Source organism: Kitasatospora sp. NPDC059817, assembly GCF_042731835.1.
Lineage (GTDB): Bacteria > Actinomycetota > Actinomycetes > Streptomycetales > Streptomycetaceae > Kitasatospora.
The window spans coordinates 30,829-45,852 of sequence record NZ_JBHWIR010000052.1; the positions used below are offsets into that span (position 1 = coordinate 30,829).

Consider the following 15,024-nt stretch of genomic DNA (forward strand, 5'->3'; position numbering starts at 1 on the left):
ATCGGCGTGCCGCGCAGATGAACGCTGCGGGAACTGTGCCGGGAGCCGATGGCCGAAACCCGCCGCGCCGCGTGGGACCAGGTCCTGTCCGAGGGTGAGACGGAGCGGCCCCCGGGACCGGGTGTCCCGGGGGCCGCTCCGCGTGATCGGGCCTCGACGGCGCCGTGGTGTCAGCCCTGGACGGCTGCCGTCCAGGCCGCCTCCGCGGCGGCCAGGGCCGGGGCCGGGTCCGCGTCCGTCGCGGTGGCGAGGGCGGTGAGGCAGGCGTGGACGGTGGGCAGGGCGGCGGCGGGGCCGTAGTGGTTGACGCGGAGCATCGACGCGGCGAGGGGGCCGCCGCCGGGCTGGACGGGGAGGGCGGGGTCGAGGCGGGCGGCGAGCTCGGCCGCGTGCACGCCGGCCGGGGTGCGCAGGGTGGTGGCGACGGGGGCCGCGTGGGCGTCCTCGGTGACGAACGGGGCGAGGGTGCCGAGCGCGCGGGCGCCCGCGCGGGTGGCGGCGGAGGCGGCGCGGTGGCGGGCGATGACGGCGGGCAGGCCGTCGGCGGCGATCCGGTCGAGGCAGGCGCCGAGGGCCAGCATCTCCAACTGGGCGGGGGCGTGCGGGAGCACGGTGCGCCCGGCGTCCGTCCAGCGCTCCTTCCAGTCGAGCAGTGACAGGTAGGAGCGGCGCGGGGCGGCCGGGTTGGCGGCGATCCGCTCCCAGGCGCGCTGGGAGACGGAGACGGCGGAGACCCCGGCGGGGCCGCCCATGGCCTTCTGGCCGCCGATGACGCACAGGTCGACGCCCCACTCGTCGGTGAGCAGCGGCTCGGCGGCGACGGAGGCGACCGCGTCGAGCATCAGCAGGGCGCCGTGCTCGCGGACGGCGGCGGCGATCCCGGCGACGGGGTTGGTGTTGCCGGTGGCGGCCTCGGCGTGGACGAGGGAGACGAAGTCGACGGCCGGGTGGGCGGCGAGGGCGTCGGCGACCTGCTGCGCGCTGACCGCGCTGTCGAAGGGGACGGCCAGGTCCACGACCTCGACCCCGCAGGAGCGCAGCCAGTTGCCGAAGGTCTGCCCGTACGGGCCGGTGACGATGTTGAGCGCGGTGGAGCCGGGGTGCGCGGCGCCGCGGATCGCGGCCTCCAGTGGCAGCAGCGCCTCACCCTGGGTGACGATGACGTCCGCGGTGGTGTGCAGCAGTGCGGCCACCTGGTCCTCGATCGCCGCGAACTCGGCGGCGCTGAGCGGGGGGAGGTCGAGGAAGGGGCTCACGGTAGCGGCCTTTCGGGCATGAGGTGGTGGGTGTCGGCACGAGTCTGCCGCATTCTTGCTGCTTACAGGGAACACGCCCGTCGGTAGAGTGCGGGCCATGAGCGATGGCGCGGTGCTGCACGTCCGGGGTCGGGTGCTGGTCGGTCCGGAGGACGTCCGGGACGAACTCTGGGTCGTGGACGGCCGGGTGAGCTTCACCCGCCCGCCCGGCGCCGAGGACGTCCGGACGGTGACCGGCTGGGTGCTGCCCGGTCTGGTGGACGCGCACTGCCACGTCGGCCTGGACGCGCACGGCGCCGTCGACGCGGAGACCAGCGAGAAGCAGGCGCTCACCGACCGTGACGCCGGCACCCTGCTGATCCGCGACGCCGGCTCGGCCGCCGACACCCGGTGGATCGACGAGCGCGAGGACCTGCCCCGGATCATCCGCGCCGGGCGGCACATCGCCCGCACACGCCGCTACATCCGCAACTACGCGCACGAGATCGAGCCCGGCGACCTCGCCGCGTACGTCCGTGCGGAGGCCCGGCGCGGCGACGGCTGGGTGAAGCTGGTCGGCGACTGGATCGACCGCGAGCGCGGCGACCTCGCCGCCTGCTGGCCCGGCGACGCGCTGGCCGAGGCGATCGCGGCGGCGCACGAGGAAGGCGCGCGGGTCACCGCGCACTGCTTCGCCGCCGAGTCGCTGCCGGACCTGCTGGCGGCCGGCATCGACTGCATCGAGCACGCCACCGGGCTGACCGAGGAGCTGATCCCGGCCTTCGCCGAGCGCGGCGTGGCGATCGTCCCGACGCTGGTCAACATCGCCACCTTCCCGGGCCTGGCGGCCGGCGGCGAGGGCAGGTTCCCGGCCTGGGCGGCCCACATGCGGCGGCTGCACGAGCGCCGCTACGCCACCGTCGGCGCCGCGCACGACGCCGGCATCCCGGTGTTCGTCGGCACGGACGCGGGCGGCTCGCTGGCGCACGGGCTGGTCGCGGAGGAGGTGGCGGAGCTGGTGAAGGCGGGGCTGAGCCCGGCGCAGGCGCTGTCGGCGGCCAGTTGGGGTGCGCGGGAGTGGCTGGGGCGGCCGGGGCTGGAGGAGGGGGAGTCGGCCGACTTCGTGGTGTACGGGGAGGACCCGCGGGCGGACGTCCGGGTGCTTGCCGACCCGCGGCTGGTGGTGCTGCGCGGCCGGCCGGTGGGGTGAGCGGGTGGTTGGCGGGGTGCGTGGCTGGTGGGCCGGGCGGTCCCGGGTTCGCATGCATGATCATCCGCTGAACGCGCTGTCGGCGTAGGCCGATAGGGTGGCCACCATGGCACCGCGTCCACTGAACGAGATCGTCGAGCCCGGTTGGGCCACCGCCCTGGAGCCCGTCGGCGGGCAGGTCGCCGCCATGGGCGACTTCCTGCGCGCCGAACTGGCCGCCGGCCGCACCTACCTGCCGTCCGGGCCGAACGTGCTGCGGGCCTTCCAGCAGCCCTTCGCCGACGTGCGGGTGCTGATCGTCGGACAGGACCCGTACCCGACCCCGGGCCACGCCGTCGGGCTCAGCTTCTCGGTGGCGCCGGAGACCCGGCCGATCCCGGCCAGCCTGATCAACATCTTCCAGGAGTACGGCAGCGACCTCGGCCTGCCCCAGCCGTCCAACGGCGACCTCACCCCGTGGACGCAGCAGGGCGTCCTGCTGCTCAACCGCGCGCTGACCACCGCGCCGCGCAAGCCCGCCGCGCACCGGGGCAAGGGCTGGGAGGAGGTCACCGAGCAGGCGATCCGGGCGCTGGTGGCGCGCGGCGGCCCGCTGGTGGCGATCCTGTGGGGGCGCGACGCCCGCAACCTGCGGCCGCTGCTCGGGGAGATCCCGGCGATCGAGTCGGCGCACCCGAGCCCGTACTCGGCGAGCGGCGGCTTCTTCGGCTCGCGGCCGTTCAGCCGGGCGAACGAGCTGCTGGCGCGGCAGGGGGCGCAGCCGGTGGACTGGCGACTGCCGTAGCAGACCGGAGTCAGCGGCAGGCGTCAATCTCACTCCAACGAGTGAAATGACGTTCTGTGTGGCTCCTGTGACGGACTGTTCGAGAAGACTGGCGGCTCACCGTTCGGAACGCCGGCCCCTCCCCGCCTGTCGCGGGTGACGTCTGGGCGCGCTCCGGATCAACAGCACCTGTGGGGGTACCGCCATGTCTTCTCGTTCCACCAGCTCCACCCGTTCCGCCCGTTCCACCCGTTCGGCTTGTTCCGTCCGCCGAGCCGCTTCCGCCGCCGCCGTGGTCGCGGCCTGCACGCTGCTCACCGTCCCGCCCGCGTACGCGGCCCCGGCCGCGCCGGCGGCCACCCCGGCGGGCACTGCGTCGTCCTCGCAGCCGTCCTCGCAGCCGTCCGCCGCCTCGCCCGGCAAGGCGCGCGCCGTCACCGCCGAACTCGCCCTGGACGTCAGTCTGCTGAACAAGACGGTCGACGTCCCGGTGGACCTCGCGCTCAACAAGGTGGAGACGCCGGCCCAGCGCGAGGGCTCGCTCCTCACCGCCAAGGTCGACGGCGTCGACCAGCAGGGCCCGGTCACCCTGGTCAAGGCCGACATCGGCACGGCCGTGACCCGCATCGACGCCAAGGGCACCGCCGCCTCCGTCAAGCTGGTCAACGCCGACGTGCACGCTCCCGGCCTGCCCGCCACCACGCTGATCGGCCTGGAGGCGATGAGCGCCGAGGCGACCTGCCCCGTCGACGGGCAGCCGACCGCCGACGTCGTCGCGCCCGCCAAGCTGACGGTGCTCGGCAAGCCCGTCACCATCGGCCTGTACGGGCCGACCAAGGTGGACGTGCCGCTGATCGGCAGCGTGTCGGTGGAGCTCTCCAAGAAGAGCACCACCTCGACCACCGCCGCCGCCTCGGCCCTGGAGGTCCAGGTGGAGGTGAACCCGCTGAACCTGAACGTCGCCAAGGTCACCGGCAAGATCACCGTGGCCTCGGTGAGCTGCGAGAAGCCCTCCGCGCCGGCTGCCGGCGCGACCCCGACCCAGGCCCCGACGTCGCCCGCGCCGACCGGCACCGCTGCCGCCACCACCGCCCAGCCGGTCGCGGACACCAGCACCACCGCCCGCGCCGTCGTCCCGCAGGCCGCCACCGAGAAGCCCGGGCCGTCGGAGAAGCCGGCCGCCGGCCTCGCCGCGACCGGCGGCAGCAGCGCCACCGGCCCGCTGGCCGCCGGGGCCGCCGCCCTCGTCGCCGGCGGGGCCTGCGCCCTGTGGGCCACCCGGCGCCGCCGGGCCGCGCACGCCCGCCGGAGCTGAGCCCCGGTCCCTCGCGGTGCGGGAGCGCCATCCCGGGTGCGACCCCGGAACCCCGGGTGCCATCCCGGAACCCCGGGTGCGACCCCGGCACCCCGGGTGCCATCCCGGAACCCCGGGTGCGACCCCGGCACCCCGGGTGCCGCTCCCGCCACTCCGGGCGCCGCCCTGGCACTCCCGCACCGTGACCGTGCCAATACGGAGGGTTGGTTCACATCCGCGTTACACAAGAGGAACAACCGGGAAACGGCGGCTTGCGACGCTACGCGGGCACCCACCACCCAGCAATGCGAGGTACACCGCCGTGGCAATCAAGGCCGAGTACATCTGGATCGACGGCACCAAGCCGACCGCGAAGCTCCGTTCCAAGACTCGGGTCCTGCCCAACGCGGACAAGATCCCGACCTGGGGTTTCGACGGCTCCTCGACCAACCAGGCGGAGGGCCACGCCTCGGACCGCGTGCTGGACCCGGTGAAGGTCGTGCCGGACCCGATCCGCGGCGGTGACAACATCCTGGTCCTGTGCGAGGTGCTGGAGACCGACGGCACCCCCCACGCGTCCAACACCCGCGCCCTGCTGCGCGAGGTCGACGAGAAGTACGCGGCCCAGGAGTCGATCTTCGGCATCGAGCAGGAGTACACCTTCTTCAAGGGCTCCCGCCCGCTCGGCTTCCCGGAGGGCGGCTTCCCGGCCCCGCAGGGCGGCTACTACTGCGGCATCGGCGCCGAGGAGGTCTTCGGTCGCGAGATCGTCGAGCTGCACCTGGACCGCTGCATCGACGCCGGCCTGGCGATCTGCGGCATCAACGCCGAGGTCATGCCCGGCCAGTGGGAGTTCCAGATCGGCCCGGTCTCCTCGCTGACCGTCTCGGACGACCTGTGGATCGCCCGCTACCTGCTGTACCGCACCGCCGAGGAGTTCGGCATCGACGCCACCCTGGACGCCAAGCCGGTCAGGGGCGACTGGAACGGCGCGGGCGCGCACACCAACTTCTCCACCAAGGCGATGCGCGAGGGCTACGACGCCATCATCACCGCCTGCGAGTCCCTCGGTGCCTCCCAGGACAAGGTGCTGGAGCACGTCAGCCAGTACGGCGACGACATCCAGTCCCGCCTGACCGGCAAGCACGAGACCGCCCCGTGGAACGTCTACAGCTACGGCGTCTCCAACCGCGGCGCCTCGGTCCGCATCCCGTGGCAGGTCGAGGTGGAGCAGAAGGGCTACATCGAGGACCGTCGCCCGAACGCCAACATCGACCCCTACGTCGTCACCCGCCTCATGATCAACACCTGCTGCGAGGCCCTGGAGAAGGCCGGCCAGGTCTGATCCGCCCCCGCTGCGCACCGGCCGCCGGTCCTCCCGTACAAGGGAGGGCCGGCGGCCGTCGTCGTCGGGCATAATCGCTCGCATGACCGCTTCCGCCCGCCGTGTCCTCGTGCGACGTCTGCACGTGGACCTGGTGCGGGTGTGCGCGGCCGCGTGTTGCCGGTGAGTGTCTCCGTCCTCATCCCGCAGGCAACCCGGCGTAGGAGTGTGTCCGTCCATGTCGCTCGTGTTCCACTGGTTCCTTCCCACCAACGGTGACAGCCGGCAGATCGTCGGGGGTGGGCACGGGTCCACACCGGGGGTGGCGGGGGCGGACCGGCCACCGAGCCTGGGGTACCTGGGGCAGGTCGCCCGCAGCGCCGAGCAGTTGGGGTTCGAGGGGGTGCTGACGCCGACCGGCGCGTGGTGCGAGGACGCCTGGCTGACGACGGCGATGCTGACGCAGGTGACGGAGCGGCTGAAGTACCTGGTGGCGTTCCGGCCCGGACAGATCAGCCCGACGCTGGCCGCGCAGATGGCCGCGACGTACCAACGGCAGTCCGGCGGGCGGCTGTTGCTGAACGTGGTGACCGGCGGCGAGTCCGCCGAGCAGCGCGCCTACGGGGACTTCCTGGACAAGGACGCCCGGTACGCGCGGACCGGGGAGTTCCTGGACATCGTCCGGCGGCTGTGGGCGGGCGAGACGGTCGACCACCACGGGCCCCATTTGCGGGTCGAGCGGGCCCGGCTGAACCGGCTGCCGGAGCCGGTGCCGACGGTGTACTTCGGCGGCTCGTCCCCGGCGGCCGGCGAGGTCGCGGCGCAGTCCGCGGACGTCTACCTGACCTGGGGCGAACCGCCCGCCCAGGTGCGGGAGAAGGTCCGCTGGATCCGCGAACTCGCCGCCGCCCGCGGACGGGTGGTGCGGTTCGGGATCCGGCTGCACGTGATCACCCGGGACACCGCCGCGCAGGCCTGGGCGGAGACCGAGCGGCTGCTCGCCGGAATGGACCCGGGGCGCGTGCGCCGGACCCAGCGGGCGCTCGCCGAGAGCGAGTCGGAGGGCCAGCGGCGGATGCTCGCGCTGCACGGCGGCTCGGCCGAGCGGCTGGAGGTGTACCCGGGGCTGTGGGCCGGGATCGGCCTGCTGCGCGGCGGCGCCGGGACGGCCCTGGTGGGCAGCCACCGGGAGGTCGCGGACCTGATCACCGAGTACCACGAGCTGGGGATCGACGAGTTCGTGCTGTCGGGCATGCCGCACCTGGAGGAGGCGTACTGGTTCGGCGAGGGCGTGCTGCCGCTGCTGGCCGCCCGCAACCTGTGGCACCGGCCGTGAACCCGCAAACCGCTGGTCAATCCGCCGGGGCGGCCGGAGAATTCACGGCATGACGCTGCCCCTGCTCCTCCTCGACGTGGACGGACCGCTCAACCCCTACGCCGCGCCGAAGACCCGGCGGCCGGAGGGGTACGACACCCACCGCCTGCTCCCGACCTGGTGGGCGGACCGGCAGGCACGCTACTCCCACGCGCGGGCGAAGCCGCTGCGGGTGTGGCTGAACCCGGCGCACGGGCCGGAACTGCTCGGCCTGCCCTACGAACTGGTGTGGGCCACCGGCTGGATGGGCGAGGCGAACACCCACATCGGCCCGAACCTCGGCCTGCCCGAACTCCCCTACATCCAGTGGACGGACCTGTTCGGGGAGGACCCGGACGGCCTGCACTGGAAGACCCGGGACGTGGTCGCCTGGGCGGACGGCCGCCCGTTCGTCTGGGTGGACGACGAACTCGGCCCGCAGGACACCGCCTGGATAGCCGCCCACCACCCCGCCCCCGCGCTCACGTTCCACGTCAACCCCCGAATCGGCCTGCTGGCCGCCGACTTCGTGGCCCTGCGCGAATGGGCGGTCGCGGCATGAGGGTCGGGACGGTCGAACGGCTGCGGCGCTACCCGGTGAAGTCGCTGCTGGGGGAGGAGTTGGCGGCGGTCGGGGTGGACGGGCGCGGCCTGGAGCGGGACCGCGGCCGCGCCCTGCTCGACCTCGACACCGGGAAGGTCGCCAGCGCCAAGAACCCGCGGCTGTGGGCGGGCCTGCTCGGCTACACGGCGGCGACCGCGGCGGGCGGCGTGGTGATCACCGGCCCGGACGGGCGGTGCGTGGACGAGGAGGAGCTGTCGGCGGCGCTCGGCCGCAAGGTCGCCCTGATCGCCGAGCGCCCGCCCGGGGCGACGATCGAGCGGGCCGTGCCGGAGGAGGTGCTGGCGCACGGCATCGAGGCCGAAGTCGACGTCACCGTCAACGAGTTGGGCCGGGCCGCGCCGGACGGCGGCTTCTTCGACTTCGCCCCGCTGCATCTGGTCACCACCTCGACGCTGGCCGCGACCGGCGCCGAGGCGGAGCGCTACCGCCCGAACCTGGTGATCCGCACCGAGGGTGAGGGGTACGTCGAGAACGCGTGGGTGGGGCGGGAGTTGGCGATCGGGCCGGTGCTGCGGCTGCGCATCGTGGTGCCCACGCCGCGCTGCGCCGTCCCGACCCTGCGGCACGGCCCGCTGCCCCGGAGCACGTCCGCCCTGCGCGTCCCGGCCGAGCGGAACCGCCTGGTCCCGCTGGAGGGCATGCCCGCGCTGCCCTGTGCGGGGGTGTACGCGCAGGTGCTGGTGCCCGGCCGGGTCGCGGTGGGGGATGCGATCAGGCTGGGCTGAGGCGGGGCAGGGAGGGAGGCGGTGGGGTGAGAACGGCGGCGAGGGCGTCCAGGAAGCGGTCGGTGGTGGCCTCGTCTCGGACGGCGATCCGCAGCCACTCCTCGCCCAGCCCTGGGAAGGTGTCCCCGCGCCGGACGGCGAAGCCGCGCCCGCGAAGCCGCTCCCGGACGGCCGCCGCGTCCGGCAGCCGTACCAGGACGAAGGACGCGGCCGGCTCGCCGTACACCCGAAGAGTCGGGAAGGCGGCCAAGCCCTTCAGCAAGTACGTCCGCCACAAGGCCAGTTCGGCGGCGGCCTCCTCCGCCTCGGCCAGCGCGGCCGGGCCGCTGCACGCCTCGGCGGCGGCCAGCGCGGGGGTGGAGACCGGCCAGAGCGGTTGGGCGGCGCCGAGCGCGGCGATCAGCGGTGCGGGCCCGAGGACGTAGCCGATCCGCAGTCCGGCCAGGCCCCAGGTCTTGGTGAGGCTGCGCAGGACGACGACCTGGCCGGGCAGGTCCCGGGCCGGGGCGAGGGACTCGCGTTCGCCAGGCACGGTGTCCATGAACGCCTCGTCGACCACCAGGGTGCGTCCGGGGCGGGCGAGTGCGGCGACGGCGTCGGCGGGGTGCAGGACGGAGGTCGGGTTGGTGGGGTTGCCGAGGACGACCAGGTCGGCCTCCTCCGGGACGGCCCCCAGCCGGAACCCGTCCTCGGGGGACAGCAGTACCCGGTGCACCTGGTGCCCGGCGTCCCGCAGCGCCGCCTCGGGTTCGGTGAACTGCGGGTGCACCACGACGATGTGATGCGCCGTCAGAACGCGGGCCAGTAGGACGAAGGCCTCCGCCGCCCCCGAGGTGAGCAGCACCTCGTCGGCGGGCCGCCGGTGCCGGGCGGCCACCGCCGCGCGGGCGGCGCCCTGGTCGGGGTAGGCGGCGAGGTCGCCGAGGGTGGCCGCGAGCCGGTCGCGCAGCCAGGCCGGGGGTGTGCCGGTGCGGACGTTGACGGCGAGGTCGACCAGGCCGGACCCGTCGGCGCGCACCTCGGCGTCGCCGTGGTGGCGCAGGTCGGGTTCGGGGGCGGTCACGCGGGGTCTCCTTGCGGGTGGGCGGGCACATCGGGGGCGAGCGGCTGGAGGGGCAGCCCCGGGACGCGGTGGACGTCGTACGCGCCCGGCGGCACGCGCAGCGCCGCGCCGTCGCCGAGGGCGACCAGCGCCACGGCGTGCCCGTGCGCGGCCAGGTCGACGGCCAGGTCGACGGCCAGGTCGACGGCCGCGCCGGTGGCCGCTCCGGCGCCGTCGTCCGTCGCGATCCGCCTGGTCCCGGGCCGCAGCAGCTCGGCGACCGCCCCGACCGCGCCCGGCGCGCCCACGACCGCCGACGCACGCCGCAGTTCCGCCAGCGCGCGCGGCACCAGCAGGTCGTGCGCGCCCGGTCCGAGTCCGACGACGGCGAGGCGTCCGCGGACCGCCGCCCGGGCGATCGCGACCGTCGCCGCGGCGGACTTCCGTTTGGTGGCGACGAGCTCGCCACCGGGGGCGCTCGCCAGGGCGGCCGCCTCGGCGACGCTCGCGGTGCCGACGGCGGCGCCGACCAGGTCCGACGGGTTCGGCACGGCCATCGCGGCCAGGTCCGCCGCCGGGTGCTCGTCCACCGGCACCCCGCCGAGGCAGAACGCGGCCCAGCGCACCTCCGGGTGGTCCGCCTTGCCGGCCACCGTCGCCAGCCGGGCGATCGAGGCGCGGGCCAGGCCGTGTTCGGCCAGGGTGTCCGTGATCAGCCGCATCAGCTCGGAGTCCGTGGCGCCGCCGCCCGCGCCGACCCCGACGACCAGGGTGCGCGGGTGTACGAGGAGCACGTCCTCGTCGGGGTGGGTGCGGTCGGTGACCCGCAGGACGGGGGCGTCGGCGGGCGCGTCGGCTCGGGCGGAGGGCGGCAGGGCGGGCAGCGGGTACGCCAGGTCGCTCTCCAGCCGGACCGGCCGGCCCTCGGCGAGCGCCCGCGAGGCCGCGGAGCCGCGCGGCCCGCGGGTGTATGTCGACGCGTGCCCGACCAGGTGCGCGAAGGGCCGGGCGGCGGCCGGGGGAGGGCTGCCGGTCAGGACGGCCCGGACGCCGAGCAGGGCGGCGAGTTCCTCGGCCAGTTCGTCGGCGCCGCTGTCGCGGCCGGTCAGCGGGACGGCGTAGCGCAGGTTCAGGTCCAGGCTGACCAGGCCGGGCCCGCCCGGGCGCAGGTGCGAGCCGTCGATCAGCAGTTGCGCGGTGGCCGCGACCGGCGAGAGGCAGACCACCAGGTCGTTGCGGCCGAGGGCGTAGTCCAGGGCCTCGGTCGGACCGAAGCAGGCACTGGCCACCGCGGTGTGGATGCGGGTGGTCTCCGGCCAGGCGGCGTGGATCTCGTCGGCCAGCAGGCGGCCCGTCCCGTTGAGGGCGACCAGTCCGATCACGTCCCGCTCCTTCACCCAAAGCCCCGTGATCCCCGCACACGAGCATCCGTGATCCCGCCACAAGGGCCCCCGTGATCCCACCACGCCCGGTCGGAACGGGTCAATCGGGGCGGCTGTGACGTGGACCGCCGACGGGCGGCAGCTGTTCGTCTGTTCTTCACTTGTCTTGTGCGGTACACGACACGGCGCGATCCTACTGTTCTCGGCGCTCCAACCAGGCAGCCCCGACGCACGGAGGACCCGATGGCCTTCGCACGACTCCGCACCCCCGGAACCACGTCCCCCCGCCGCCCCTTCCGCCGCCCGCTCCGCCGGCCCCTCACCGCCCTCGCCGCCGGGCTCGGCCTCGTCGGCGGCTCGCTCGGCCTGTGGGCCGCCGGCGGCAGCGCGGCCGCCGACACCGCCGGCGGGCTGCCCTCGCCCGACCACGTGATCGTCGTGGTGATGGAGAACCACGCCTACTCGCAGGTCATCGGCAGCAGCTCCAGCGCGCCGTACATCAACAACACGCTGGTCGCCGGCGGCGCCACGCTCACCCAGTCCTTCGCGCTCACCCACCCCAGCCAGCCCAACTACTACATGCTGTTCTCCGGCAGCGCGCAGGGCGTCACCGACGACAGCTGCGTCGACGTCGGCGCCCTCCAGCAGCCCAACCTGGGCTCCGAACTGCTCGCCGCCGGCCAGACCTGGGCCAGCTACAACGAGGGCCTGCCCGCCCAGGGCGCCACCGACTGCCGCGTCGACAACTACGCGCAGAAGCACAACCCGTGGTTCGGCTTCGGCAACGTGCCCGCCTCCAGCGCCTACGGCATGGACGCCTTCCCGACCGACTACACCACCCTGCCCAAGGTCTCCTTCGTCATCCCGGACCTGTGCAACGACATGCACGACTGTTCCGTCGGCACCGGTGACACCTGGCTGCAGACCAACCTCGCCGCCTACGCCACCTGGGCCAAGAGCCACAACAGCCTGCTCGTGGTCACCTTCGACGAGGACAACCGCCTCGCCGGCAACCGCATCCCGACCGTCGTCTACGGCGCCCACGTCACCCCCGGCAGCAGCACCGGCACCACCTACAACCACTACAACGTGCTGCGCACCCTGGAGGACCTCGCCGGGCTGACCACCCACGCGGGCAACGCCGCCAACGCCACCGACATCACCGGCATCTGGAACTGACGCCCGTGTACGTCGCGGACTCCCGCAGCTCCAAGGCCCCCGCCGCCCCGGCCTCCGCAACGGAGCCGCCGGGGCGGCGCGGCGCCGCCCTGCGCGCCGTACCCGGGACGGTGCTCGCCCTCGGCGCCGTCAGCCTGGTCACCGACATCTCCTCCGAGATGGTCACCGCCGTCCTGCCGCTCTACCTGCTCACCGGCCTCGGCCTCTCCCCGCTCGGCTTCGGGCTGCTGGACGGCATCCAGAACGGGTTCAGCGCGCTCGTCCGCCTCGCCGGGGGCCACCTCGCCGACCGCCGCGGCCGCGACGGCGCCGCCCGCCACAAGGCCGTCGCGGCCGTCGGCTACGGCCTGTCCGCGCTCTGCAAACCGCTGCTGCTGCTCGTCCACACCGTGCCGCTGATCGGTGCCGTGATCGCCGTCGACCGCACCGGCAAGGGCCTGCGCACCGCACCCCGGGACGCGATGATCTCGCTCTCCACCGAACCCGCCCACCGCGGACGGGCGTTCGGCGTGCACCGGGCGATGGACACCGCCGGCGCCCTGCTCGGCCCGCTCACCGCCTTCCTCGTGCTGCGCCTGGCGGGCGGGCCGATGCTCGCCGACGGCGGCGAACGGCACGGCTACAACGCGGTGTTCACGGTCAGCACGTGCGTCGCCGCCCTCGGCGTGCTGGTCCTGCTGCTGTTCGTGCCGAACCGGCCGTCGACTGACGATCCGTCAACTACGGCTCCCTCGCTGCGCGAAAGCCTCACCCTGCTGCGGCTGCCCGGGCTGCGACGGCTCACGCTCTGCGCCGTCCTGCTCGGACTCACCACCGTCAGCGACTCCTTCCTCTACCTCCTCGTCCAGCGCCGGCTCGGCCTCTCCGTCGACCTGTTCCCGCTGCTGCCGCTCGGCACCGCCACCGCCTTCCTGCTGCTCGCCGTCCCGCTCGGCGCCCTCGCCGACCGGATCGGCCGCCGCAGGCTCTTCCTCGGCGGGCACGTGCTGCTGCTGCTCGCGTACGGGCTGCTGCTCTCACCGGCCGGCGGCCCGGCGGTGGCCGTCTGCGTCCTCGTGCTGCACGGCGCCTTCTACGCGGCCACCGACGGCGTGCTCGCCGCCGCCGCGGCCGACGCCGTCCCGGCCGGGCAGCGCGGCGCCGGGCTCGCCCTGGTCGGCACCGGGCAGGCGCTCGCCCGGTTCGCCTGCTCGCTGCTGTTCGGCGCGCTGTGGAGCGCGGTCGGCGGCACCGGCGCGCTCGGCTGGTCGGCGGGGGCGCTCGCGCTCTGCGTGCTCGGCGCGGCCGCCGTCCTGCGTGAACCCGCCGCCACCACCGTCGAGGAGAGCACGTGAACCGACTCCAGAACCGGACCAGGGTGATCATCCTCCTGGTCGCCGTCCTGCTGCTCGGCGCCGTCGGCACCGGGGCCGTCCTCCACGCCGCCGACCGCACCGCCCGGCGCGACCAGGCCCAGCCCGGCGGCCCCGCCGTCACCGAGGGCGCCGTCACCCTGCAAAAGCCCTCCGAGGGGCGGAAGCTGGTCTTCCGCAACATGGCCTGGGGCCCGCACCGCGACGAACTCACCGCCGTCCCCGCCGACCGCCCGGACGGCCCGCGCACCGCCTCCGGCGTCCAGTGCCTGCGCTTCTACGCCGCCGCCGGCACCGGCATCTGCCTCCAGGCCCAGCACGGCGCCCTGGAGGACACCTACCGCGCCGTCGTCCTCGACGACCACCTGCGCGAACGGCGCTCCTACCCGGCGGCCGGCATCCCCACCCGCTCCCGGGTCTCCCCGTCCGGGCACCTCGCCGCCTGGACGGTCTTCGTCAGCGGCGACTCCTACGCGGGCACCGACTTCTCCACCCGCACCTCCATCGTCGACGTCCGCGACTGGAACCTCCGGGACAACCTGGAGACCTTCGACGTGATCAAGGACGGCCACCCCTACCAGGCCCACGACATCAACATCTGGGGCGTGACCTTCGCCGACGACAACACCTTCTACGCGACCCTCGCCACCGGCGGACACACCCACCTCGTCCGCGGCGACCTCGCCGCCCACACCCTCACCACCCTGCACGAGAACGTCGAGTGCCCCTCGCTCTCCCCGGACGGCACCCGCATCGCCTACAAGAAGCGCGTCCCCGGCCTGTCCCCCGACGCCCCTTGGCGCCTGTACGTCCTCGACCTCGCCACCATGACCGAGACCGCCACCGCCGAACAGCGCAACATCGACGACCAGGCCGTCTGGTCGGACACCGGCACCCTCCTCTACGCTCTGCCCGGCGACTACGGCGCCGACCTGTGGACCGTCCCCGCCGACGGCGGCGGCGCCCCCCGGCGGGTCACCCAGGCCGCGGTCGCCCCCGCCTACCTGGGCTGAGGAACTCTCGGCTACGGTCCCTCGTCGAGCACAATGACGTCCTGATCGAACGGGGGAACGACAAACGTGGACGGCATCCCGCCCGAGCGCGCGGTCACCGACTCCTGGCCGGCCCTGCACGGCCGACCCGTCCTGCGGCGCACCGTCGCCGTCGGACTGGTCCTCTGCGTGTCCGTCGCGGCCGCCCTCGTGGTGCGCGGCGTCAACTCGCTCACCGCCGGCCGCGTCGGCCGCGAGACCGACCGCGACCGCGCCGAACTCCTCGCCGGCCTCCACCCCTCCCAGCACCCCGGCGTCGGCCGCTCCTACGTCCCCGTCGGCGCCATCTACACCCACACCCCCGACGGCGCCCCCATCGCGTACCTGCACTACCGCGTCGCGGGCAAGGACGTCGGCCTCGGCGACTTCCTGCGCGCCTACGACCTCCCGGCCCCCGGCCCCCCCCCGCCCCCCCCCCCCCCCCCGCCCCCCCCCCCCCGCGGCGCCCGCCCCCCCCGGGGGCCCCGCGCGCCCCCCGCGCGCCCGC

The 15,024-nt window shown here is 74.7% G+C and carries 14 protein-coding genes; 11 read left to right on the forward strand and 3 right to left on the reverse strand.

The features are described 5' to 3' along the window. Positions 1–170 precede the first annotated feature (170 nt). The gene (locus ACFV61_RS13970; RefSeq protein WP_380336161.1) at positions 171–1,256 is read right to left on the reverse strand and encodes a pyridoxal-phosphate-dependent aminotransferase family protein; all 1,086 of its coding nucleotides are present in this window, start codon (positions 1,254–1,256) and stop codon (positions 171–173) included. Positions 1,257–1,353: 97 nt separating this feature from the next. Here ACFV61_RS13970 and ACFV61_RS13975 point away from each other — a divergent pair, with 97 nt between their 5' ends. The 7 genes from ACFV61_RS13975 to ACFV61_RS14005 all read left to right on the forward strand — a co-directional run bounded on the left by ACFV61_RS13975 (position 1,354) and on the right by ACFV61_RS14005 (position 8,530). Further along, positions 1,354–2,445, forward strand: a complete 1,092-nt coding sequence (locus ACFV61_RS13975; protein ID WP_063349565.1) for an amidohydrolase family protein — start codon at positions 1,354–1,356, stop codon at positions 2,443–2,445. 106 nt (positions 2,446–2,551) lie between these two features. Then, positions 2,552–3,229, forward strand: a complete 678-nt coding sequence (locus ACFV61_RS13980; RefSeq protein ID WP_063349566.1) for a uracil-DNA glycosylase — start codon at positions 2,552–2,554, stop codon at positions 3,227–3,229. 184 nt (positions 3,230–3,413) lie between these two features. Then, positions 3,414–4,523 carry an SCO1860 family LAETG-anchored protein gene (locus ACFV61_RS13985; protein ID WP_380491803.1) on the forward strand — a complete coding sequence of 370 codons (1,110 nt, stop codon included), beginning with the start codon at positions 3,414–3,416 and terminating at the stop codon, positions 4,521–4,523. Between the two features lie 301 nt (positions 4,524–4,824). Further along, positions 4,825–5,847 (forward strand): glutamine synthetase, encoded by a 1,023-nt coding sequence (gene glnII, locus ACFV61_RS13990; RefSeq protein WP_063349568.1) that lies wholly within the window; start codon positions 4,825–4,827, stop codon positions 5,845–5,847. 217 nt (positions 5,848–6,064) lie between these two features. Then, positions 6,065–7,162 carry an LLM class flavin-dependent oxidoreductase gene (locus ACFV61_RS13995; protein WP_380491805.1) on the forward strand — a complete coding sequence of 366 codons (1,098 nt, stop codon included), beginning with the start codon at positions 6,065–6,067 and terminating at the stop codon, positions 7,160–7,162. Between the two features lie 49 nt (positions 7,163–7,211). Further along, entirely contained in the window at positions 7,212–7,742 is a 531-nt protein-coding gene (locus ACFV61_RS14000) for a hypothetical protein (RefSeq protein ID WP_063349570.1), read from the forward strand. Continuing rightward, positions 7,739–8,530, forward strand: a complete 792-nt coding sequence (locus ACFV61_RS14005) for an MOSC domain-containing protein (RefSeq protein WP_063349571.1) — start codon at positions 7,739–7,741, stop codon at positions 8,528–8,530. Before ACFV61_RS14000 ends, ACFV61_RS14005 begins: the two co-directional genes overlap by 4 nt. Here the strand turns inward: ACFV61_RS14005 and cobC are convergent. Both cobC and ACFV61_RS14015 read right to left on the reverse strand, forming a co-directional pair. Then, entirely contained in the window at positions 8,517–9,593 is a 1,077-nt protein-coding gene (cobC, locus tag ACFV61_RS14010) for an Rv2231c family pyridoxal phosphate-dependent protein CobC (RefSeq protein WP_380491807.1), read from the reverse strand. The genes ACFV61_RS14005 and cobC overlap by 14 nt on opposite strands. Beyond that, positions 9,590–10,954, reverse strand: a complete 1,365-nt coding sequence (locus tag ACFV61_RS14015) for a cobalamin biosynthesis protein (protein ID WP_380491809.1) — start codon at positions 10,952–10,954, stop codon at positions 9,590–9,592. The genes cobC and ACFV61_RS14015 overlap by 4 nt, the downstream gene beginning before the upstream one ends. A 243-nt stretch (positions 10,955–11,197) precedes the next feature. On the opposite strand from ACFV61_RS14015, the gene ACFV61_RS14020 reads away from it, so the two are divergent. From ACFV61_RS14020 to ACFV61_RS14035, 4 genes are all read left to right on the forward strand, one after another. Further along, positions 11,198–12,133: an alkaline phosphatase family protein gene (locus tag ACFV61_RS14020; protein ID WP_063349574.1), complete on the forward strand. Its 936-nt coding sequence runs from the start codon at positions 11,198–11,200 to the stop codon at positions 12,131–12,133. Positions 12,134–12,138: 5 nt separating this feature from the next. Further along, positions 12,139–13,467, forward strand: a complete 1,329-nt coding sequence (locus ACFV61_RS14025; protein ID WP_380491810.1) for an MFS transporter — start codon at positions 12,139–12,141, stop codon at positions 13,465–13,467. Next, the gene (locus tag ACFV61_RS14030; protein ID WP_063349576.1) at positions 13,464–14,498 is read left to right on the forward strand and encodes a hypothetical protein; all 1,035 of its coding nucleotides are present in this window, start codon (positions 13,464–13,466) and stop codon (positions 14,496–14,498) included. The genes ACFV61_RS14025 and ACFV61_RS14030 overlap by 4 nt, the downstream gene beginning before the upstream one ends. A gap of 66 nt (positions 14,499–14,564) precedes the next feature. After that, positions 14,565–15,024 (forward strand): hypothetical protein (locus ACFV61_RS14035; protein WP_380491812.1); only part of this gene is annotated, 460 nt, incomplete at its 3' end.

Excerpts from the sequence above, each read along its gene's own strand:
- ACFV61_RS13975 (WP_063349565.1), top strand. The coding sequence starts at position 1,354 with ATGAGCGATGGCGCGGTGCTGCACGTCCGGGGTCGGGTGCTGGTCGGT.
- ACFV61_RS13980 (WP_063349566.1), top strand. The coding sequence starts at position 2,552 with ATGGCACCGCGTCCACTGAACGAGATCGTCGAGCCCGGTTGGGCCACC.
- ACFV61_RS13985 (WP_380491803.1), top strand. The coding sequence starts at position 3,414 with ATGTCTTCTCGTTCCACCAGCTCCACCCGTTCCGCCCGTTCCACCCGT.
- ACFV61_RS13995 (WP_380491805.1), top strand. The coding sequence starts at position 6,065 with ATGTCGCTCGTGTTCCACTGGTTCCTTCCCACCAACGGTGACAGCCGG.
- ACFV61_RS14000 (WP_063349570.1), top strand. The coding sequence starts at position 7,212 with ATGACGCTGCCCCTGCTCCTCCTCGACGTGGACGGACCGCTCAACCCC.
- ACFV61_RS14005 (WP_063349571.1), top strand. The coding sequence starts at position 7,739 with ATGAGGGTCGGGACGGTCGAACGGCTGCGGCGCTACCCGGTGAAGTCG.
- ACFV61_RS14020 (WP_063349574.1), top strand. The coding sequence starts at position 11,198 with ATGGCCTTCGCACGACTCCGCACCCCCGGAACCACGTCCCCCCGCCGC.